At 69.2% G+C, this 20,300-nt stretch carries 17 protein-coding genes and 1 pseudogene; 7 read left to right on the forward strand and 11 right to left on the reverse strand.

Going from position 1 to position 20,300, the window contains the following annotated elements:
• Positions 1 to 124 precede the first annotated feature (124 nt).
• The 5 genes from cysE (at position 125) to BLS34_RS20060 (ending at position 5,074) form a co-directional block, all read left to right on the forward strand.
• Complete coding sequence (gene cysE, locus BLS34_RS20040) at positions 125 to 940, forward strand: serine O-acetyltransferase (protein WP_093153208.1); 816 nt, start codon at positions 125 to 127, stop codon at positions 938 to 940.
• Between the two features lie 315 nt (positions 941 to 1,255).
• On the forward strand, positions 1,256 to 2,920 hold the full coding sequence (locus BLS34_RS20045) for a flavin-containing monooxygenase (protein ID WP_084619083.1): 1,665 nt from the start codon (positions 1,256 to 1,258) through the stop codon (positions 2,918 to 2,920).
• A 241-nt stretch (positions 2,921 to 3,161) separates the two neighbouring features.
• The gene (locus BLS34_RS20050; RefSeq protein WP_028795844.1) at positions 3,162 to 3,935 is read left to right on the forward strand and encodes a ferredoxin--NADP reductase; all 774 of its coding nucleotides are present in this window, start codon (positions 3,162 to 3,164) and stop codon (positions 3,933 to 3,935) included.
• 129 nt (positions 3,936 to 4,064) lie between these two features.
• Positions 4,065 to 4,862, forward strand: coding sequence for a phosphoadenylyl-sulfate reductase (locus BLS34_RS20055; RefSeq protein WP_093153211.1), 798 nt, complete (start codon positions 4,065 to 4,067; stop codon positions 4,860 to 4,862).
• Complete coding sequence (locus BLS34_RS20060; protein WP_028795843.1) at positions 4,859 to 5,074, forward strand: DUF2061 domain-containing protein; 216 nt, start codon at positions 4,859 to 4,861, stop codon at positions 5,072 to 5,074. Before BLS34_RS20055 ends, BLS34_RS20060 begins: the two co-directional genes overlap by 4 nt.
• A gap of 35 nt (positions 5,075 to 5,109) precedes the next feature.
• Here the strand turns inward: BLS34_RS20060 and BLS34_RS20065 are convergent, their stop codons facing one another.
• From BLS34_RS20065 to BLS34_RS20075, 3 genes are all read right to left on the reverse strand, one after another.
• Positions 5,110 to 6,009, reverse strand: a complete 900-nt coding sequence (locus tag BLS34_RS20065; protein ID WP_028795842.1) for a dihydrodipicolinate synthase family protein — start codon at positions 6,007 to 6,009, stop codon at positions 5,110 to 5,112.
• A gap of 102 nt (positions 6,010 to 6,111) precedes the next feature.
• The gene (locus BLS34_RS20070; RefSeq protein WP_028795841.1) at positions 6,112 to 7,695 is read right to left on the reverse strand and encodes a DHA2 family efflux MFS transporter permease subunit; all 1,584 of its coding nucleotides are present in this window, start codon (positions 7,693 to 7,695) and stop codon (positions 6,112 to 6,114) included.
• The gene (locus tag BLS34_RS20075; protein ID WP_093153213.1) at positions 7,692 to 8,897 is read right to left on the reverse strand and encodes an HlyD family secretion protein; all 1,206 of its coding nucleotides are present in this window, start codon (positions 8,895 to 8,897) and stop codon (positions 7,692 to 7,694) included. The genes BLS34_RS20070 and BLS34_RS20075 overlap by 4 nt, the downstream gene beginning before the upstream one ends.
• Positions 8,898 to 9,082: 185 nt before the next feature.
• Between BLS34_RS20075 and BLS34_RS20080 the strand changes: the two genes are divergently transcribed.
• Positions 9,083 to 9,688, forward strand: a complete 606-nt coding sequence (locus tag BLS34_RS20080) for a TetR/AcrR family transcriptional regulator (protein WP_175474315.1) — start codon at positions 9,083 to 9,085, stop codon at positions 9,686 to 9,688.
• Between the two features lie 202 nt (positions 9,689 to 9,890).
• Here BLS34_RS20080 and BLS34_RS26540 read toward each other — a convergent pair.
• The 7 genes and pseudogenes from BLS34_RS26540 to atzF form a co-directional block, all read right to left on the reverse strand.
• Positions 9,891 to 10,613, reverse strand: a pseudogene (locus tag BLS34_RS26540) (amidase family protein); the annotation flags it as partial.
• A complete protein-coding gene (gene hpxZ / locus BLS34_RS20090; RefSeq protein ID WP_093153219.1) occupies positions 10,610 to 11,215 on the reverse strand; it encodes an oxalurate catabolism protein HpxZ in 606 nt (201 codons plus the stop codon). The gene hpxZ and the pseudogene BLS34_RS26540, both read right to left, overlap by 4 nt.
• A 10-nt stretch (positions 11,216 to 11,225) precedes the next feature.
• Positions 11,226 to 12,869, reverse strand: a complete 1,644-nt coding sequence (locus BLS34_RS20095) for a dipeptide ABC transporter ATP-binding protein (RefSeq protein ID WP_093153221.1) — start codon at positions 12,867 to 12,869, stop codon at positions 11,226 to 11,228.
• A 3-nt stretch (positions 12,870 to 12,872) separates the two neighbouring features.
• Positions 12,873 to 13,745: an ABC transporter permease gene (locus BLS34_RS20100; RefSeq protein ID WP_093153224.1), complete on the reverse strand. Its 873-nt coding sequence runs from the start codon at positions 13,743 to 13,745 to the stop codon at positions 12,873 to 12,875.
• Between the two features lie 3 nt (positions 13,746 to 13,748).
• Positions 13,749 to 14,768: an ABC transporter permease gene (locus BLS34_RS20105; protein ID WP_093153226.1), complete on the reverse strand. Its 1,020-nt coding sequence runs from the start codon at positions 14,766 to 14,768 to the stop codon at positions 13,749 to 13,751.
• Positions 14,769 to 14,773: 5 nt separating this feature from the next.
• Positions 14,774 to 16,378, reverse strand: a complete 1,605-nt coding sequence (locus BLS34_RS20110) for an ABC transporter substrate-binding protein (RefSeq protein ID WP_093153229.1) — start codon at positions 16,376 to 16,378, stop codon at positions 14,774 to 14,776.
• A gap of 41 nt (positions 16,379 to 16,419) precedes the next feature.
• Complete coding sequence (gene atzF, locus BLS34_RS20115) at positions 16,420 to 18,252, reverse strand: allophanate hydrolase (RefSeq protein WP_245702078.1); 1,833 nt, start codon at positions 18,250 to 18,252, stop codon at positions 16,420 to 16,422.
• A gap of 236 nt (positions 18,253 to 18,488) precedes the next feature.
• Here atzF and BLS34_RS20120 point away from each other — a divergent pair, with 236 nt between their 5' ends.
• Complete coding sequence (locus BLS34_RS20120; RefSeq protein WP_028795834.1) at positions 18,489 to 19,394, forward strand: LysR family transcriptional regulator; 906 nt, start codon at positions 18,489 to 18,491, stop codon at positions 19,392 to 19,394.
• Positions 19,395 to 19,465: 71 nt separating this feature from the next.
• On the opposite strand, the gene BLS34_RS20125 is transcribed toward BLS34_RS20120, so the two are convergent.
• A complete protein-coding gene (locus BLS34_RS20125) occupies positions 19,466 to 20,248 on the reverse strand; it encodes an SDR family NAD(P)-dependent oxidoreductase (RefSeq protein WP_093153234.1) in 783 nt (260 codons plus the stop codon).
• Positions 20,249 to 20,300: the final 52 nt, after the last annotated feature.

The raw sequence follows: 20,300 nt of genomic DNA on the forward strand, positions 1-20,300 counted from the left end.
CAAAGCACTCGTTCCAACGCGCGGTTAATTCCGGCGCTTGAAACAGGTATAGTGCGGCCCAACGTCATGGATGAGCGGGCGGTCCCTTTGCGGGGCGCGTCTGCCGATACAGGAGGATCAGAGGATGCCGGACACGTCCTTCTCGCCACGGCAGGCGCAGCCGGATCTGGATCCGATCTGGTCCTCCCTGCGTCAGGATGCCGAGAAGACCGCGCGCGACGAGCCGGCGCTCGCCAGCTTCCTGCACGCCACCGTCCTGGCCCATGACACGCTGGAGCATGCGCTCGCCTTCCACCTGTCGCAGAAGCTGGGATCCGAGGCGATCTCGGCCCTGTCGCTGCGTCAGACGGTGGACGGGGCGGTGCATGGCGACGACACGGTGGGGGCGGCGGTGCGCGCCGACCTGTCGGCGGTGTTCGAACGCGACCCCGCCTGCAACAGCTATCTGGAGCCGTTTCTGTACTTCAAGGGTTTCCAGGCGATCCAGGCCTACCGCGTGGCCCACTGGCTGTGGGGACACGGCCGCCAGGCGCTCGCCTTCTATCTGCAGTCCCGGATCTCCGAGGTCTATGGGGTCGACATCCACCCGGCCGCCCTGATCGGCCGCGGCATCATGATCGACCACGCCACCTCCGTGGTGGTCGGCGAGACCGCGGTGATCGAGGACGAGGTGTCGATGCTGCACAACGTCACCCTCGGCGGCACCGGCAAGGAGACCGGCGACCGGCATCCGAAGATCCGCCGCGGCGCCCTGCTCGGCGCGTCGGCGACGGTGCTGGGCAATATCGAGGTGGGCGAATGCTCCCGCGTCGGCGCCGGCAGCGTGGTGCTGAGCGACGTGCCGGCCCACTGCACGGTGGCCGGGGTGCCGGCAAAGGTCGTGCGCGGCAGCAATTGCGAGCAACCGGCGCTGTCGATGGACCATCGGTTCGTGGAATAGGGCGCCAGGCGCCTGCTTCTCGAGCCGCGCGTCGCCGCACAACCCTTGCCGATCTCTCCCCCCTTATTCATATATCCGCTTCACGCCGGGGCCCAGGGCGCCGCTGCCGCAGCGTTTCGAGCTATGTCCTGAGGCGTTCCGGCGGTCCCTTTCCTCGGTCCCGGCGCAAGGCCGGGAAGACGATGGTGCGGGGGGGAAGCGCCGGAGTGAGCATCCCCCCGCCCCGGTGTACCGCCCCTTTACCCCGCGTCTACCGCGCTGCAGCACATTCAGTATCTTGTCGGCCGCCCGGCGGGCTGCTTTGGTTTCGCCATCATGAGCCAGACAGCCCCGTCCGACCGTACCGGTCCCGCCCCCGTATCCTCCACCGCAACCGCGTCCGCCGCCGAGCTCGACTGCGACGTCGTCATCATCGGCGCCGGGATCTCCGGCATGTACCAGCTTCATAGGCTGCGCGGGCTCGGCCTGAAGGTCGTCGTGCTGGAGGCCGGCACCGGCGTCGGCGGCACCTGGTACTGGAACCGCTACCCGGGCGCCCGCTTCGACAGCGAGAGCTATTCCTACGCCTATTCCTTCGACCAGGAGCTGCTGGACGCCTGGGACTGGTCGGAGCATTTCGCCGCCCAACCTGAGACCCTGCGCTACCTGAACTTCGTCGCCGACAAGCTCGACCTGCGCCGCGACATCCGCTTTTCCGCCCGGGTGGCGTCGGCTCAGTACGACGATGACACCCGGTCCTGGGCCGTGACCCTGGAGAGCGGCGATCGCTACCGGGCGCGCTTCATGGTCACCGCCATCGGCCCGCTCTCCTCGCCGACCATGCCGCGCATCCCCGGCATCGAGGAGTTCACCGGCGAGTACTTCCATACCGGTCTGTGGCCCAAGGAGCCGGTCAGCTTCGAGGGCAAGCGGGTGGCCGTCATCGGCACCGGCGCGACCGGCGTGCAGACCATTCAGGAGGTGGCCAAGACCGCCAAGACCCTGACCGTGTTCCAGCGCCGGCCGAACTGGTGTGCGCCGCTGCACAACGCCAGGATCACCGCCGAGGAACAGCCGGCCCTGAAGGCGCGCTATCCGGAGATCTTCCAGCGCTGCCGCGAGACCTTCGCCTGCTTCCTGCACACCCCCGACCCGCGCAGCGCCCTGGAGGTATCCGACGAAGAGCGCGAGGCGTTCTGGGAACAGCGCTACAGCGAACCGGGCTTCGGCATCTGGCAGGGCAATTTCCGCGACGTGATGATCGATCGGACGGCCAACAGGATGCTGTCCGACTTCGTGGCGAAGAAGATCCGCCAGCGGGTGAGCGACCCGGCCGTGGCCGACCTGCTGATCCCCAAGGATCACGGCTTCGGCACCCGCCGCGTGCCGCTGGAGACCAAATACTACGAGGTCTACAACCAGCCGAACGTGCGCCTGGTCGACGCGCTCTCAACCCCGATCGAACGGATCACCCCCACCGGTCTGGAGACGGGTGAGGAGGCGTTCGAGTTCGACATGATCATCTACGCCACCGGCTTCGACGCGATCACCGGCAGCTTCGACCGCATCGACTTCCGCGGCGAGGGCGGGCAGAGCCTGAAGGAGCGCTGGGCCGGCGGACCGAAGACCTTCCTCGGCGTGATGGTGGAGGGCTTCCCCAACATGTTCATGCTGGTCGGCCCGCATACCGCGCTCGGCAACATTCCGCGCAGCATCGAGTACAACGTCGACTGGGTGACCGGCCTGATGGCGCATATGCGCGACAAGGACATCACCTACGCCGCCACCACGGCCCGGGCGGTGGCCGACTGGACCGAGACCGTGCGCCAAGCCGGCGAGGGGCTGCTGTCCAACGAGGTCGACAGTTGGATGACCGGCGTGAACCGCAACGCCGGCAAGACCGAGCGCATCCTGGCCCGCTACAGCGGCAGCGCCGTCGCCTACCGCGAGCGCTGCGACGCGGTCGCCAGGGCCGGTTACCGGGAAATCAAACTCGCCTGACGCCGGAACGTAACGGTCACCGCTCTCCGGCGCGGCGGAATGGATCTGTCGCGGCCTCCCTGCGGCCGTGACCTGCCCGTTCTTTCTGCCGGTAAACCGCCGGTTTGAATGGATTTTTCAGCGCCGGCCGTTATCTATGTGACATCTCGTGGCGCATCAGTATCGTATGTGTACGAATGAATTTGGGCGGCGCGCTCCGGCGTCCGCCCTGCTCCCCGGAACCGTATCGACGAGGCCGCAGATGAGCGCATTTCGCACCGAGACCGTGCTGGACGTCCGCCACTGGACCGACACCCTGTTCAGTTTCCGCACCACCCGCGACCCGGCCTTCCGCTTCGAGAACGGCCAGTTCGCGATGATCGGGCTGGAGATCGACGGCAAGCCGCTGGTGCGCGCCTATTCCATGGCGAGCGCCAATTACGAGGAGGACCTGGAGTTCTTCTCGATCAAGGTGCCGGACGGACCGCTGACCTCGCGCCTCCAGCACCTGGCCGTCGGCGACAAGGTGCTCGTCGGCAACAAGCCCACCGGCACGCTGCTGACCGAGAACCTGTTGCCGGGCAAGGTGCTGTACATGCTGTCGACCGGCACCGGCCTGGCCCCGTTCCTGTCGCTGATCAAGGATCCGACGGTCTACGAGAAGTTCGACCGGGTGGTGCTGGCCCATGGCTGCCGGTACGCCTCGGAGCTGGCCTATGGCGACCTGTTGCGCCAGGACCTCAAGGAGCATCCGCTGGTCGGCGAGCAGGTCCAGGAGCAGTTCTCCTACTACCCCACGGTCACCCGCGAGGATCACGACCCGCGCGGCCGGATCAGCGACCTGATGCGTCAGGGCAAGCTGTTCAAGGACCTGCGGCTGTCGCCCCTGCATCCGGACAGCGACCGCCTCATGCTGTGCGGCAGCCCGGCGATGCTGGACGAGATGACCGACTGGGTCGAGGGCCTGGGCTTCGCCATGGGCAACAATTCCGGTCCCGGCAGCTATGTGATCGAGAAGGCGTTCGTCGAACGCTGAACCACTGACTATCCGGCTCTGGGTTCAGGGCCGGCGCGGCGATTTGAAGGGCAGCTTGCGGCCGCGTCACCAACCGCTAAAGCGCCACGGGGAAGACTCCGTGGGCCCGCCAGCTTGTGGAGGTGACCCATGCGTCAGCGCCAGGACTCCCGATACGACCTCGCTCCGGCCCCGGAGCCTCTCGACCGCCAGGTCGGCCACCGGATCGACCGCCGGGTCGCCCGACTGCTGAGCCGATATGGCGCCCTGCAGGGCGCCGACCTGCTGCGTCCGCTGCTGCGCCACGCGTTTCGCGGCCGGGCGGCGCTGACCTCGTCCTTCGGGGCGGAGGCGGCGGTGCTGCTGCACATGGTGGCGGAGATCGAGCCGGCGACGCCGGTGCTGTTCCTCGATACCGGCAAGCTGTTCGACGAGACGCTGGCCTATCGCGACGCGCTGGTGGCGCGGCTGGGGCTGACCGACGTGCGCACGCTGACCCCGGCCGCCTACGAGGTCGCCGCCCTCGATCCGGAGGGCGACCTGCACCGAACCGCGCCCGACCAGTGCTGTTTCGTGCGCAAGGTCGCCCCGCTGGATCGAGGACACGCCGGCTTCGAGGCCTGGATCACCGGCCGCAAGGCCTATCAGAGCGCCGACCGGGCCGGATTGAAGCCGATCGAGGCGGCGGAGGGGCGGATCAAGATCAACCCGCTGCTCGGCTGGCGGCCGGCGGATATGGACGCCTACATGGACCGGCACGCCCTTCCGCCCCATCCTCTGTTGGCGGAAGGCTATCTTTCGATCGGCTGCGCGCCCTGCACCGACCGGATCTGCGCCGGAGAGGATCCGCGCGCCGGTCGCTGGCGGGGCCGCGGCAAGACGGAATGCGGCATCCACCGGCCGCGTGACGCCTCTGGAGCCGTTGCGGCGGGAGGAGAAGGAACATGACCGACGGTCCGCGCACATCCCGCAAGCGCTCGCTTGCCAAGACGCTCACCTGGCGGGTGACGGCGACGTTCGACACCTTTCTCATAAGCCTGTTCATCACCGGCAGCATCGCCTGGGCGAGCTCCATCGCCAGCATCGAGGTGGCGACCAAGATGTTCCTGTATTACGGCCACGAGCGCCTGTGGTCGCGCTTCGGCTGGGGCATGGACTGAGAAGACGTGGCCGATGGGGTCCGGCTCGCCGGGCCTCAGACCAGCCTGTTGGATTTCAGGAACGCGTGGAGCCGGTCCTGCTGCGCCGTGGTCAGCGGCCAGGCCGAGGGCGGACGGGTCGGGCCGCAATCCATGCCGAGCGCCTGCAGGGCGGCCTTCACCCCGGTGACGTTGGTGCCGTTCAGCTCCTCCGCCCGGATGTCCTCGAAGGCGCGCATCTCGCGGATCAGCCGGCCCGCCGTGTCGTAGTCGCCGCCGTCGAGAGCCGCGTGGATCGCCACCGAGCGCTCCGGCCAGACATTGATCAGTCCGGAGGTGAAGCCGCGGGCGCCGACCGCGTAGAACGGCGGGGCCCAGACCTCCGCGAGGCCGCCGACCCAGGTGATCGACGGATCGCAGGCGGCCATGGCCTCGGCCAGCTTCATCGGGTTCGGCGTCGCCCATTTCACGCCCTTTACCCCGGGCAGGCCGCAGAGCTCGGCGATCGCCTTGGTGCCGATGGCGTCGTTGCGCAGGTACAGCATGATCGGCAGGCCGTCGGCGGCGTCGGAGACGGCGCGGACATAGTCGATCACCCCGCGCGGGGCGACGAAGGGATCCGGCGGCTGATGGATCATCAGCGCGGAGGCCCCGGCCTCGGCGGAGACCTTGGCCAGACGGCAGGCGTCGCGGATGCCGCGCCCGACCCCGGCCAGCAGCGGCGCGCGGTCGCCGACCAGGCCCGCCACCTCGCGCACCATGGTGCAGGCCTCGTCGGTGGTCAGCGCGTAGAACTCGCCGGTATTGCCGTTGACCACGGGCATGTGCACGCCGGCGCCCAGCACCCGGTCGACGATCGGCGCCAGCTTCTGCGGCGCGACCTCGCCGTCGGCGTCGTAGGGAGTGACCAGGATGCCGGAGATGCCCGCCAGGGCGCGGTCGAGATCGTGTTTCAAGGTCTTCCTCCCGGTTTCGTTCGCCCGCCTGATCCGGTCGCGGGCGTGCTTGCCGCCATCACTACCGTCCTGAGGGACCGGCGTCATCCCTCCACCGACAGCTCAGGGACCGGGCGGCCGTTTCGGGCGGCGCAGGAACAGTACGGCGGGGATCAGCGCGAAGAACACGATCGCCAGGGTCGTGAAGTCCTGCAGGAAGGACTGCAGCTCCGCCTGCCGGCTCACGGTGCGGGCGATCACCGCCAGCGCCATCTGGTGCGCCTCGGAGGCCGGCGCGCCGTTGGCGATCAGCCCCTGCTCGATCTGCCGCACGCGCTCCAGATAGCCTGGGTCGAGGGCCGAGACATGGCCGATCAGGTCCACCCGGTTGGTCTGGGAACCCCGGGCCAGCCAGGTGGACAGCAGGGCGATGCCGACGCTGCCGCCGAGGTTGCGCGACAGGTTGATCAGGGCGGAGGCCTGATTGTTCTTGCCCGGCGGCAGGCCGATATAGGCCATGGACGAGATCGGGATGAACAGAAAGCCGAGGCCGGCGGCCTGCAGCATCCGGGCATGGGCGATGGTCCAGAAGTCCACGTCCAGGGTGAAGCCGCTCATCAGGATCAGGCCCGAGGCCGAGCAGATCAGGCCGAAGGCGATCAGGTAGCGGGCGTCCACCACGCCGACGAGCCGGCCGACGATCGGCATCGCCGCCATGATCATGAAGCCACCGGGCGACAGCACCATGCCGGCCTGCATCGCCGTGTAGCCGTAGAGCGACTGGACGAACTGCGGCAGCAGGGCGGTCGAGCCGAGCAGCACGAAGCCGAGCATGAACATCATCGCGTTGGCGAGCGCGAAGTTGCGGTCGCGCAGCAGGGACAGGTCGACGATCGGGTCGTCGCTGCTGAGCTCCCACCACACGAAGGCGACCAGCCCGACCACCGCGATGACCGCCATGATCACGATGAAATGGGAGGTGAACCAGTCCTCCTCCTGGCCTTTGTCGAGCAGGATCTGCAGGCAGCCGAGACCCAGGGCGAGCAGACCGAAGCCGATATAGTCGATGCGGATGCCGGCGGCCCGGCGGCGCTTGACCTCCTCCTTCGCCGCCTCCGGATCCTCGATCAGCGCCTCGACCAGCAGCCAGAGCACGATGGAGACCGGCACGTTGACCAGGAAGATCCAGTGCCAGCTGAAATTGTCGGTGATCCAGCCGCCCAGGGTCGGGCCGATGGCCGGGGCGAACACCACGGAGATTCCGTACATGGCGAAGGCCATGGCGCGCTGATGCGGCGGGAAGGTATCGGCCAGGATCGCCTGGCTGACCGGCTGCAGCCCGCCGCCGGTCAGGCCCTGCAGCGTGCGCGCCAGGATCAGCAGCTCCAGGGTCGGCGCCAGGCCGCAGAGCAGCGAAGCCACGCCGAACCCGGCGATGCACATCATGTAGAACTTCTTGCGGCCGATCACCGTCGACAGCCAGCCACTCAGCGGCAGGATGATCGCGTTCGTGACCAGATAGGAGGTCAGGATCCAGGTCGACTGGTCGCGCGACGCCGACAGGCTGCCGGCGATATGCGGCAGGGCGACATTGGCGATGGAGAGGTCGAGCACCTCCATGAACGCGGCCATCGCCACCACCGGGGCGATGATCCACGGATTGACCTTGCGCCGCCCGGCGGGGGCGGGAGGCGCCGCGTCGCTCATTCGGGAGCGCTTCCCTCGTCGTCCACATGCACGATCGGAATCACCGACATGCCGAGCGACAGCGGCCGCCGCGGGTCGAGCCCGTCGATGATGACGATCTTCACCGGCACCCGCTGCACCACCTTCACGTAGTTGCCGGTGGCGTTCTCGGTCGGCAGCAGGCTGAAATAGGAGCCCGTACCCCGGCCGATCGTATCGACCCGACCGGTCAGGACCAGGTCCGGATAGGCGTCGACCGCGATGTCGACGCTCTGGCCGACCCGCATGTCGGTGAGCTGGGTCTCCTTGAAATTGGCGACCACCCAGGGCTGGCCGAACACGACGGAGGCCAGGGCCTGGCCGGTCTGCACGAGCTGGCCGACCACCACCGACTTCTTGGTGACGGTGCCGTCATGGGCGGCGACGATCCTGGTGTGGTCGAGGGCCACGCGGGCGGCGCGCAGCGACGCCTCGGCCTCATGCACGGCGGCCTTGGCGGCGTCGCGTTCGGCCTCCCGGGCGACGATCTCGCGGCGGGCGGCCCGCACCGTCTCGATGGCGGCCTCGGCCCGGCGCACCTCGGCGAGCGCGGCGGCGACGGCGCTGCGGGCGGCCTTGACCTGGGCGCCAGTGGTGCGCGCCCGTGCCTCGGCGGATTCCAGCCGCTGCTTGGAGGCGAAGTCGGAGCGGCTGAGCTGGCGGTAGCGTGCCGCGTCGGCGGCGGCCTGGCTGGACTCCGCCTCGGCGGCGGTCACATCGGCCTGGCGTTGGGCCAGGGTGCTTTCGGCCAGATCCTTCGCCGCCTGCGCTTCGGCCAAGCGGGCCTCGGTATCGGCCTCGCTGTAGGACAGGTCGGCTTCGGCCCGGGCGGCATCGGCGTGGGCGCGCACCAGCGCGGCCTCCGCCTCGGCCACGCGGGCCTCCGCGTCGGCGGATTCGATCTCGACCAGCACCGCGTTCTGCATCACCGCCGATCCCTCGGCGAAATGCACCGCGATCACCCGTCCGGTGACCTCGCTGGCGACCATCTGGGTGTCGCCCTCGACGAAGGCGTTGTCGGTCTCCTCCTTGCCCAGCCCGTGCAGCCACCAGAAGGTTCCGGCCGCACCGGCGACGGTCAGGACGGTGGCGAGGAACATCACCCGGCGGCGCTTCTTCGAGCTGGTGCCGGCGGGCTGCTCGGCCGCGTCCCCGCGGGCCTCTTTCGGTGACTGGGCGTCCACCGGGCGACTCCATAGCTGACGCGCGAATTCGAGATGGATGCTACTGAACTGAACCGTTCAGTTTTGTATTGCGCACACATGGAAGATCACGTAGGCCACGTCAAGCTCCATCCGCAGGGACGGCCATGACAAGACGCGCTGACGGTCCACGCACCCCTTCTCGAAAGCCCCTGCAGAGCCCCTGCATGGCGGAGGACGGCGGTCAGGATCCGAAGACCCGGCAGATTCTGAACGCCGCCGCGGCCGCCTTCATGGAGCACGGGTTCGGGCCCGCCTCGGTGGACCTGATCGCCCGCAATGCCGGCGTGTCGAAGGCCACGGTCTACACCCGCTTCGCCTCCAAGGAGGCGATGTTCGAGGCGGTGGTGGAGCGCGAGCGCCAGCGTCGGCATCTGGACGACGTCCTGACCGGCAGCCACCCGGATTTCGAGGCCCGCCTGCGCGCCTGGGCGGAAGGCATGGTGGAGGTCTTCACCAGTCCGGTGACGGCCAAGGTCTACCGCATGGTGGTGGCGGAGAGCCCGCGCTTTCCCGAGTTGGGCCGGGCGTTCTACCGCTCCGCGCCGCAAGCCTCGCGGGAACGGCTGGCCCGTCAGCTCGTCGAGCATGGCGCCGCGGCGGGTCTGGCGATCGACGACCCGATGCAGGCGGCCGCAGATTTCATCGGGCTGCTGCGCGGCGATCTCCAGCTTCGCGTGCTGCTCGATGTGGAGCACCAGCCCGATGCCAACCGCATCCACGCCATCGCCGACCACGCGGTCCGACTGTTCCTGAAGGCGTACCGGGCCTAGAACGCCGGACTACGAGCGCCGGTCCTAGAGCGCAGGGGCGGTGAAGCCCGCGATCCCCTCCTGCTCCAGCCAGGCGGCGACCCGCAGGCACAGGTCCTCCCGCCAGGGGGCGGCGATCACCTGCACGCCAATAGGCAAGCCCTTGCCCCGCACCGGCATCGAGCGATCCGAGCACCGGCTCCACCGGCCGGCCGGCGCAGGCGGCGTCACCGTCGGCCGGGCCCTGCATCGCATCGTAGGCCAGGGCGAGGTCGCGCACCGAACGGGCGAAGGGACCGAGATGGTCGAGGCTGTCGCAGAACGGAAAGCTGCCCGCGCGGGTCAGCCGGCCGTAGGTCGGCTTCAGCCCGAAGGTGCCGCAGAACGAGGCCGGCACGCGAATGGAACCGTTGGTGTCTGAGCCCAGGGTCAGCGCGGCGAGGCCGGCGGCCATGGCCGAGCCGCTGCCCGAGGACGAACCACCGGCCATCCGGCTCGGGTCGTGCGGATTGCGGCAGGCCCCGTCATGGGCGTTCTCGCCGGTGAAGTCATAAGCGTATTCGCCCATGTTCAGCCCGCCGATCAGCACCGCACCGGCCGCCGACAACCGCTCGATCAACACACCGTCGCGTGAGGCGGGCGGCAGGTCGCGGTTGATCTTCGACCCCGCGCGCGTCGGCAGTCCCGTAATGTCGAACAGGTTCTTCACCGCGTAGGGCACGCCGGCCAGCGGCGGCAGCGGCCTGCCCGCCGTCCGGTCGGCGTCGATCGATCGGGCCTGGGCCAGGGCGCGCTCGGCGGTGACGTCGGTGACGGCGTTGACCGCCGGGTTCACGTCGGCGACCCGGCCGAGGGCCGACCGCGCCACGTCCTCGGCGGTGACGGTGCCGGCGGCGACCGCCCGGGCGATCTTCCAGGCGGGGGAGAACGCGCCGAGGTCGCTCACCGCGTCTCCTCCGGCGCGTAGACCGGCGCCAGGGCGAGGGTTCCCTCCGGTACCGGCGCGGCCTCCAGCAGCTCCGCCATCTCCCGGGCGATGGCGAGGTACGGGGCCACCGCGGCGATCCGCTCCTCGTCCAGATCGAGACCCAGCGCCGGGGCCGCCGCACGGATAAAGGCGTCCGGATCGAAGGCTGATGCGGCCATGGCGTCCTCGCTGGGGCGCGGGTCGGATACGGGCAGAAGGCTGACGTGGGCGGCGACGACGCGCCAGCCGTCGGGCATGCGCACCCAGGTCTGGCTCTGGCGGCCCCTGCGGCCGCTGGACACGCGGCGGTATTCGGTGAAGGCGGTGGCGTGGTCGCGGCCGTAGGTGGTGACGACCGTGCGGGTCAGGTCGCGGGCGTTGTCGCTGACGTCGCGGCCGCTGCGGTAGCCGGCGATCTCCGCGTAGCCGTACAGGGCCTCCTGCGGCCCGTAGCGGATGGTCTCGTCCGCCTCCCAGAACAGCTCGTTCAGCACGGCGACGTCGTTCGCCATCAGCGCCGCCTCGTAGCGTCGGAAGGCTTCCGTCACCTCGGCCAGAACCTCGGGGATGTTGATCTCCACGGGCGGGCTCCTACTCGGCCGCCTTGGCGAGAGCGGGGGTCGCGGCGATCGCGGCCGGCGGCATCGGCGTGGCGTCGAGCAGGCTGCGGGTATAGGGATCGGACGGCGCGCGCATCACCGCCTCCGCCGTGCCTTCCTCCACCACCCTGCCCTCGCGCATCACGATCACCCGGTCGCAGAGCAGGCGGACCACATGCAGGTCGTGGCTGACGAACAGGTAGCTGACGCCCAGCTTGGCGCGCAGCTCCGCCAGCAGGTTCAGCACGATCGCCTGGATCGAAACGTCCAGGGCGGCGGTCGGCTCGTCCAGGATCAGCAGCCGCGGCCGCGAGGCCAGCGCCCGGGCGATGCCGACCCGCGCCTTCTGACCGCCGGAGAGCTGGTGCGGGAACCGGTCGAGCAGGGTCAGGGGCAGGCCGACCTGGGCCGCCAGTTCCTCCACCCGCCCGGCCGGCCTCTCGTCGGTCAACCGGCGGATCGGATCGGCGATCGCCTGGCGGGCGGTGAAGCGCGGGTTGATGCTGTCGGTGGCGTCCTGGAACACCATCTGCAGGCTGCCGCGCCGCGGATCGCGGGAGAATTTGGCGGCCGGGGTGTCGGTCAGCGGCCTGCCGTCCAGCAGGATCTCGCCGCCGGTCGGGTCGAGCAGGCGCATGATCATGGCGGAGGTGGTGGACTTGCCGCAGCCGCTCTCGCCGACCAGACCCAGGGTCTCGCCCTCGCGGATCACGAAGGAGATGCCGTCCACCGCGACGGATTCCGACGCGCCCCGGCCGAACACCTTGCGCAGGTTGCGGACCTGCAGCAGCGGCGCGCCCGGCACCGGTCGGACGGGAGAGGGTGCCGGCGGCTCCAGCAGGTCGCCGACCTCCGCGCCCGGTCTCGGCGTGGCCCGGATCAGGCGGCGCGTATAGGCGTGCCGCGGATCGGCGAACAGCGCCTTGGGGTCGCCCGCCTCGACCACCGCACCGTCCTTCATGACGACAATCTTGTCGCAGTACTCCGCCGCCAGCCCGAGGTCGTGGGTGATCAGGATGGAGCTCATTCCCCGGCTCTTGGTCAGCTCGGCCAGCAGGTCCATCACCACCTTCTGGGTGGTCACGTCCAGGCCGGTGGTCGGCTCGTCGGCGATCAGCAGGCGCGGATCGCAGGCCAGCGCGATGGCGATCACCACCCGCTGGCACATGCCGCCCGACAGCTCGAACGGATAGGCGTCGTAACGCGCCTCCGGATCGGCGATCCGGACCGCCCGCAACGCCTCGATCGCCTTGGCTTTCGCGGTGGAACGGGTCGCCCGGTTGTGACGGCGCAGCACGTCTTCGATCTGGTGGCCGACCTTGCGGATCGGGTTCAGCGCGGCGCGCGGGTTCTGGAACACCATGGAGATCTCGCGGCCGCGCAGCTCCCGCATCTCGCGGTCCGACATGGCGGTGAGGTCGATCCCGTCGAAGGTGATCCGGCCGCCGGCGATCCGGCCGCTGCGCTCCAGGATGCGCATGACGGCGTAGGAGCTGACCGACTTGCCCGACCCGCTCTCGCCGACGATGCCCAGGGTCTCGCCCTTGGCGAGCGAGAAGCTGACGCCGCGCACCGCGTCCACGGTGCCGCGCCGGGTGGAGAAGCTGACGCTGAGATCCTGGACATCGAGGAACATGGCTTACGTCCTTTGCCGGGGATCGAAAATATCGCGCAGACCGTCGCCCAGCAGGTTGAAGGCGAAGACCGCCGTCATCAGGGCGAGGCCGGGGAAGAAGGCGAGCCACCACTCGCCGGAGACGACGAAGTTGGCGCCCTCCGCCACCATGATCCCCCACTCGGCGGTCGGCGGTCGCACGCCCAGGCCGATGAAGGACAGGCCGGCGGCATTGAGGATCGCCCAGCCCATGTTGAGCGAGATCTGCACCATCATCGGCGGCAGGGCGTTGGGGAAGATGTGGAAGGCCAGCACCTGGATGTCGGTGTTGCCGGACAGCCGGGCGGCCTGGGCGAAGCCGGCGTTGCGGCGGATCCGCACCTCGGCGCGGGCGACCCGGGCGTAGAACGGCAGGTTGATGATGGCGGTGGCGTAGATGATGTTCTCCACCGTGTTGCCCATCGCCGCGACGATGCCCATGGCCAGCACGAACAGCGGGAAGGCCATGATCGTGTCGACGAACCGGCCGGTCACCGCGTCGATCCAGCCGCCCCAATAGCCGGCGGCCGATCCGATCGCGGCGCCCACGACGAAGGACAGGGCGACGGCGGCAACCGAGATCATCAGGTCGAGGCGGGTTGCGATCAGCACGCGGGAGAACACGTCGCGGCCGAGATTGTCGGTGCCGAACCAGTGATCGGCCGAGGGCGGCTGCAGCGCGCGGGCGGCGTTGGATTCCATCGGGTCGTAGGGCGCCAGTATCGGGCCGAAGACCGCCACCAGCACGATCGTCGCGAACAGGGCGAAGGCGATGGCCGTGATCGGGTTCTCGCTCAGCACGTAGATCACGTGGTCGAGAAAGCCGCGTTCGCGTGTTTCCGGCGTGGTGGCGCTCACGGTCTAGCCCTCCCGGGTGCGGGGATCGACGAGCGTGTAGATGATGTCGATCGCCAGGTTCAGCAGGACGAACAGGATCGCCATGGCCAGCACGAAGCCCTGCACGGCGGCGTAGTCGGAGACCACCAGGGCCTCGACCGCGTAGGAGCCGATGCCGGGCCAGGAGAACACCTTCTCCACCAGCACGTTGGCGCCGAGCATGAAGGAGAAGACCATGCCGAGCGTGGTCACCACCGGGAGCATGGCGTTCTGGAAGGCATAGCCGAGCACCACCTGCCCCTCGCCGAGCCCGGCGGCGCGGGCGGTGCGGACATAGTCCGAGGACAGGGCCTGAAGCATGGCGGCCCGCGCCATGCGGGCGAGCGGCGCCAGGGTGAACAGCGCCAGCGTGGTGGCCGGGAGGACGAGCTGGCTCAGCGCGCCGCGTGCCGTCTCGACGTCGCCGTCCAGCAGCGCGTCGATCACGTAGAACCCGGTCACCTCCGGCGGCGACAGGTAGACGAAGTCGAGCCGGCCCAGCGGCGACGGCGCCCAGCCCAGCAGGTAGTAGAAGACATAGACCAGCACGATGCCGGTGAAGAAGGTCGGCAGCGACACCCCGGCGGTGACCAGGCCGCGGCAGGCGTGGTCGATCCAGCTTCCCTGATGCACGGCGGCGGCGATGCCGAGCGGCAGGGCGATGGCGCAGGACAGCAGCAGCGCCGTCAGGGTCAGTTCCAGGGAGGCGGGCAGCCGGCGGGTCAGTTCCTCCACCACCGGCTGGCCGGTCGACAGGCTGTTGCCGAGATCGCCGACGACCAGATCCTGGACATAGTGCAGGAACTGCACCGGCAGCGAGCGATCCAGACCCATGGTGGCCCGGATCTCGGCGATTGAGGCTTCGGTGGCGGCGGGGCCCGCGAAATAGGCTGCCGGGTCGCCCGGCAGCATCCGCGTCAGGATGAAGCTGACGATGACCACCCCGACCAGAGCCGGGAGGGCCTGCAGGGTGCGGTACAGCACCAGTTTGGTTCGCGGGCCCATGGCGGTTACGCCTCGAAGCCGCGGGCGTCGAGCTGGCGGTGGAACCAGTACTCGTAGCCCGACATGTCGCGGGTGCCGACGTTGAGGGCCGGCTGGAACAGGGCGATCCGCGGCACCTCGTCCCAGACGATCTCGATCATGCGCTTGATCTTCGGCGCGTAGTCCGGGTGATCGACCGGGATGTGCAGGGTCTCGTTGGTGAGCGTCTCGATCTCCTCGTTACGGTAGTTCGAGGAGTTGAACAGGTGCCCTTCCAGATAGGCCCAGAAGAAGTAGTAGCAGGGGTAGTTCAGCCAGCCGCCGAAGGTCTCCAGATGCAGCGGCAGCCGCTTCTCCACCAGCGAGGCGGTGCGCCAGTTGGCGCCGGGGATCTTCTCGATGGTCGCCTTGATATTGATCTTGGCCAGGTTCTCCTGCACCAGCAGGGCCGTCGGCTCCATCCAGTCGGACTGGTCGAGCGCGATCGACAGCGGCACCTCGAACCCGTCCTTGTAGCCGGCCTCCTCCAGCAGGGCCTTCGCCTTGTCGAGGTCGGTGCTGTAGGGGAACGGCTGCGGCCAGGCGATGTCGGCCGGCGTTGCGGACGACCCGCCCCACATGGGCACGCCGCGCTCATAGGCGGCGGTCTGGAAGATGTCGGCATAGGGCACCGACCAGGCGATGGCCTGGCGCACCTTCTTGTCCTTGAACGGCTCGAAGGTGAGGTTCGGGCACAGGCAGTAGATCGCGTTCTCGATCGGTGTCGAATGGATCGTCATGCCGTCGGTGCCGGACAGCTCCTTGGCGTCCTTGTTCGGGATGTCGAAGGAGACCTGGATGTCGCCGCGCTCGAACAGGGCCCGGCGGGTCGCCTGGCTCGGCACCTCGCGCACGATCACCCGCTTCACCTCCGGCACCGGACCCGAGGTCCAGGCGTCGTTGCGCTCGTAGACGAGCTGCTGGCCCGGCTCCCAGCGCGCCACCTTGAACGCACCCGATCCGGCCGGGGTCTTGTGCAGGTATTCGGTCGCCCAGGGGTCGTCGGTGGTGGCGTTCGCCTTGGCGAGTTTGGAGTTGATGACGATCGCCACCGGCACCGCCAGGTCGGGGACGGTCAGCTTGGACGGACGGATCGTGTGGATCTTGAAGGTGAACTCGTCGACCGCCTCGAACTGCTCCGGCTTCTCCAGGGAGCCGGCCTTCATCTGCACCGTGGGGAAGCCGCCCAGGGTGACGGCGCGGTCGAACGACCACTTCACGTCCTCCGCCGTGATCGGCGAGCCGTCCCAGAACTTTCCGTCCCGGCGCAGCTTGAAGATGATGGCGCTGCCGTCCTCGGTGGTCTCCCAGCTCTCGGCGATCTCCGGCTCGATGACGGAGTAGTCGTAGGACAGGCTGCCGTCGGGCAGGGTCTTGGTGCCGAAGCTGACCAGCCGGTCATAGGCGTTCACCGCTACCTGATAGCTCGGCCGGTTGGTGCCGGAGCGGTGGATGTCGAGGCTGTTGATGGTCTGGCCCATGGCCACGACAACGGTGCCGTTCGATGCCGCCGCGGCCGGCAGCGAGCGGATGAAGGGAAGGGAGCCGGCGCCGAGAACGGCCGCACCCTTCAGAAAATCGCGCCTGCGCATGTGTCTCTCCTCCTGTTCAGTCGTCCGTATCGTGTGGTGGGTCAGGGAACCGCCCCCTGCCGGTCTGTGGCGGCGGCGAGATAGGCCCGCCAGCCGCCGAACTCGGTGATGTCGGTGGCGCCCTCCAGCCCGGCGGACTCGCAGATGAAACCGTTGACGGTGCCGCCGTCGGCCAGGGTGACCGTGCCGATGCCGAGCGGGGCCGGGATGCCGGCCATGAAGGCGCCGAAGCTGGCGAGCGGAAGCGCCCAGAGTTCCAGGTCGATGGCGCCGCCGGTGGCGTCGCGCATCAGTCCGGGGCGGAACGGCGGGCCGCCGGTGAGCCGGTAGAGCCGGTAGCCGGGCGCGCTCGAGGCGGTGGCGATGAAACGGCCGCCCAGCCGGATCAGCTCGCCGTTCAGCGGAAGGCCGGACATGTGGGCGCCGACGGCGGCGACGACGATCTCGTCCGGGCCGAGTGTCGGCGCCGGTTCCGGGATCTCGGGAAGCGCCCAGCCGGTGGCACCCAGGGTCACGCGGGCCTTCCGGTGCAGCCGCGAGGCGAGCGCCGCTGTCAGGCTGTCCTGCCCCGCGCGGGCCAGCAGGGTGACGCTGGCGGGCCGTCCGTCGCTGCGGGTGCCGGTCGGCACGGCGATGCCGCAGAGGCCGAGCAGGTTCACGAAGTTCGTATAGGTGCCGAGCTTGGTATTGGGGCCGATCGGGTCGGCCTCGAGGTCGGCGACCGTGAAGAAGGTCGGGATGGTCGGCACGCAGAGCAGGTCGATGCCCGCCATCGCCGCCTCGCAGGTCCGGCGCAGGGCCTCCATCCGGTACAGGCTGTTGAAGGTGTCGGTCGCGGAGAACTTGGTCGCCGCGCCGACGATCCGGCGGATCACCGGGTGAACGGCCTCGGGGGCCGTGTCCATCAGCGGGCCGACCACAGCGTGGCGCTCGGCGACCCAGACGCCGCCGTAGAGCATCTCGGCGACCCGGTAGAACGGCGTGAAGTCGAACTCGACGATCTCGCCGCCCTCGGACCTCAGCGTGTCCAGCGCCGCCGCATAGGACGCCGCCTGGACGGCGTCGCCGAAGAATTCGAGCGACGCGGTGTCCGGCACGCCGATCGTCGGATGCGGCGGGGCGGTGCCGAGATCCGGCGTCGTCACGGCCTTCGAGAAGGCGTCGGCCGGGTCATGCCCGGCGGCGGACTGGAAGGCGCGGTAGGCGTCCTCCACGGTCAGGGCGAAGACCGAGATGGTGTCGACCGTGCGGCAGGCCGGGACCAGGCCGCTGGCCGAGAGAGCGCCGACGGTCGGCTTCAGCCCGACGATGTTGTTCAGCGCCGCCGGCACCCGGCCAGAGCCCGCCGTGTCGGTGCCGAGCGCGAAGCTGACCAGGCCGCGCGCCACGGCGACGGCCGAGCCGGAGCTGGAGCCGCCCGGTACGATCTCCGGGTCCAGGGCGTTCTTCGGGATCGGATAGGGCGAGCGCACGCCCACCAGGCCGGTGGCGAACTGGTCGAGATTGGTCTTGCCGATCAGGATCGCGCCCGCCGCCCGCAGTTTTGCGACCGTGAAGGCGTCGGCCGCGGCCTCATAGGCGAAGGCGGGGCAGCCTGCCGTGGTCTGTTCGTCGACGGCGTCGATGTTGTCCTTGATGGCGAAGGGCACGCCCCAAAGCGGTTTCGCCACCCGATCGAACGGGCCGAGCCGGGCCGCCTCGGCATGGGCCTTCTCCGCGTCGATCAGGGTGATGAAGATCCCGGGATCGCCCGACGCCGCGATCCGCCGATAGCACTCGGCCACCACGTCGCCCGGCTTGGTGCCGGACTCGTAGGCCGCGTGGAGCGAGGCGATGTCGAAGGGCAGATCCTGCATGGCGGCGCTCGGTCCCACTCGGGTCTCCGTGACTCTGTTTCCTGAAGGCTTCTCCGGCATTTCGCGGCTGCGAACACGCCCCGCCCAAGCCGCCGGTTTGGCTTGTCCAATCCCATGAATTCCGCAGATGCCGGCGCTCCCACACCGGTCTCGCATCTGCGATAGGAGAAAGCGTGCTGGCTATGACTGCTGTTGTCTTCTGCTATGATTGCAGCGAGCCGCTGCAGGAAATGCAGCGGTCAGGGGAGGGACCGATGCGCCACATGACGACGCTGCTCTATATCGACGCGGTGGCCCGGGCCGGCTCGATCCGCAAGGCGGCGGAGACCCTGTCGATCACCTCCACGGCGCTGAACCGGCGGCTGCTGGCGATCGAGGAGGATCTGGGCGTGCCGATCTTCGAGCGGCTGCCCCGGGGCGTGCGGCTGAACAGTGCCGGCGAACTGCTGATCCACCATATCCGCAACCAGATCTCCGACATGGACAGGGTGCGTTCGCAGATCGCCGATCTGGCGGGGGAGCGGCGCGGCCATATCACCATCGCCTGCAGCCAGGCGCTGCTGCCGTACCTGCCCCGGCAGATCGCCGCCTATCGCCGCGAGCATCCGGGGGTGACCTTCGCGGTGTTCCGCCGCGACCGGGAGGCGGCGGAACAGGCGCTGGTCGACCACACCGCCGACCTCGCGCTGGTGTTCGAGCCGATACGGCTGGCCGAGTTCCAGACCCTGCTGACCGTGCGCCAGCACGTGCATGCGATGTTCTCGCGCCATCATCCGCTGGCGGCCCGGGAGACCGTGCGGCTGCGGGAGTGCCTGGACTATCCGATCGCCCTGCCGACCCGGGCCTATGGGGTGCGCCACCTGATGGAGGTTGCCCTGGCGGACTCGGCGATCTCGCTCAACCCGGTGGTGGAATCCGACAGTTTCGAGTTCCTGGGCCACCAGGCGATCGCCGAGGGGATCGTGTCGTTCCAGATCCCCATCGGCCTGCCGCCGGGCGGGATGCTGCCGGACATGGTCTCGCGCCAGCTCGACCCGCGCGACGTGCCCAGCGGCCTGATCTACATGGGCCAGCTCCGGGGCCGCATCCTGCCCGTTGCCGCCGCCAAGTTCGCGGAGATGGTGCAGAAGGACCTGGAGGCGCAGTACGACTGCAATTAGCGGCGGGGGTTGGAGCAGATGCACGCACGCTGGCGCGATCACGAAGTGATCCCGTCACCGCACGATCTGCTTTAGACGTTGCCGCCGTCCACCCGGAATTCCTGGCCGGTGCAGCCGCGCGAGGCGTCGGAGGCCAGGAACAGCACCATCTCGGCCACGTCCTCCTCCACCATGTCCCGCTTCAGGCATTGGCGCGCGTGGATCGCCTGCCGGTCCGCCTCGCTGATCCAGTCGCGGCGCTGCCGTTCGGTCAGGATCGCGCCGGGCAGGATGGAGTTGACCCGGATGCCGTCGCCGCCGAAATCCCGCGCCAGCGACCGGGTCAGGCCGAAGGCCGCAGCCTTGCAGGCGTTGTAGACCGCCAGGTCCGGCACCGCGAGCCAGGGGGCGATGGAGCCGAAATTGGTGATCGATCCGCCCCCCGCCTTCACCATCAGCGGCCGGGCGGCCTGGGCGGCGAAGAACTGGTGCTTCAGGTTGACCGCCACCAGGTCGTCCCAGACCTCCGGCGTGACGGCCTCGGCCTTCACCCGCTGGTCGCGGGCGGCGTTGTTCACCAGCACCGACAGCCCGCCGGCCGGCTGTGCCGCCGCCTCGATGGCCATGGTGAAGGACGCCGTCTCGGTCACGTCGCAGGTCGCGAAGTTCGGCCGGTTGCCGCACTCCGCCTCCACCGCCTGGGCCAGGGCCGTGCCGGCCTGCGGATCGATATCGACGAAGCTGACCCGGGCGCCCTGGCGGGCGAACAACGCGACGATGGCCGCGCCGATGCCGGTGGCGCCGCCGGAGACGAAGACGGCGCGGTCCTGCAGGTCGCGATAGAGGGCCGGCGAGGCGGCGTAGGATCGGTGCATGGAAGCCTGCTCAACGGTATCTGGAGCGTTTGAGTATTGATCGTCGGTTTTC

The organism is Thalassobaculum litoreum DSM 18839 (assembly GCF_900102465.1).
GTDB classification, from domain to species: Bacteria; Pseudomonadota; Alphaproteobacteria; order Thalassobaculales; family Thalassobaculaceae; genus Thalassobaculum; species Thalassobaculum litoreum.

Bases quoted from the DNA above. Each gene is read 5' to 3' on its own strand.
- cysE (WP_093153208.1), top strand. From the start codon at position 125: ATGCCGGACACGTCCTTCTCGCCACGGCAGGCGCAGCCGGATCTGGAT.
- BLS34_RS20045 (WP_084619083.1), top strand. From the start codon at position 1,256: ATGAGCCAGACAGCCCCGTCCGACCGTACCGGTCCCGCCCCCGTATCC.
- BLS34_RS20050 (WP_028795844.1), top strand. From the start codon at position 3,162: ATGAGCGCATTTCGCACCGAGACCGTGCTGGACGTCCGCCACTGGACC.
- BLS34_RS20055 (WP_093153211.1), top strand. From the start codon at position 4,065: ATGCGTCAGCGCCAGGACTCCCGATACGACCTCGCTCCGGCCCCGGAG.
- BLS34_RS20060 (WP_028795843.1), top strand. From the start codon at position 4,859: ATGACCGACGGTCCGCGCACATCCCGCAAGCGCTCGCTTGCCAAGACG.
- BLS34_RS20070 (WP_028795841.1), bottom strand. From the start codon at position 7,695: ATGAGCGACGCGGCGCCTCCCGCCCCCGCCGGGCGGCGCAAGGTCAAT.
- BLS34_RS20080 (WP_175474315.1), top strand. From the start codon at position 9,083: ATGGCGGAGGACGGCGGTCAGGATCCGAAGACCCGGCAGATTCTGAAC.
- BLS34_RS20095 (WP_093153221.1), bottom strand. From the start codon at position 12,869: ATGTTCCTCGATGTCCAGGATCTCAGCGTCAGCTTCTCCACCCGGCGC.
- BLS34_RS20105 (WP_093153226.1), bottom strand. From the start codon at position 14,768: ATGGGCCCGCGAACCAAACTGGTGCTGTACCGCACCCTGCAGGCCCTC.
- BLS34_RS20110 (WP_093153229.1), bottom strand. From the start codon at position 16,378: ATGCGCAGGCGCGATTTTCTGAAGGGTGCGGCCGTTCTCGGCGCCGGC.
- BLS34_RS20120 (WP_028795834.1), top strand. From the start codon at position 18,489: ATGCGCCACATGACGACGCTGCTCTATATCGACGCGGTGGCCCGGGCC.
- BLS34_RS20125 (WP_093153234.1), bottom strand. From the start codon at position 20,248: ATGCACCGATCCTACGCCGCCTCGCCGGCCCTCTATCGCGACCTGCAG.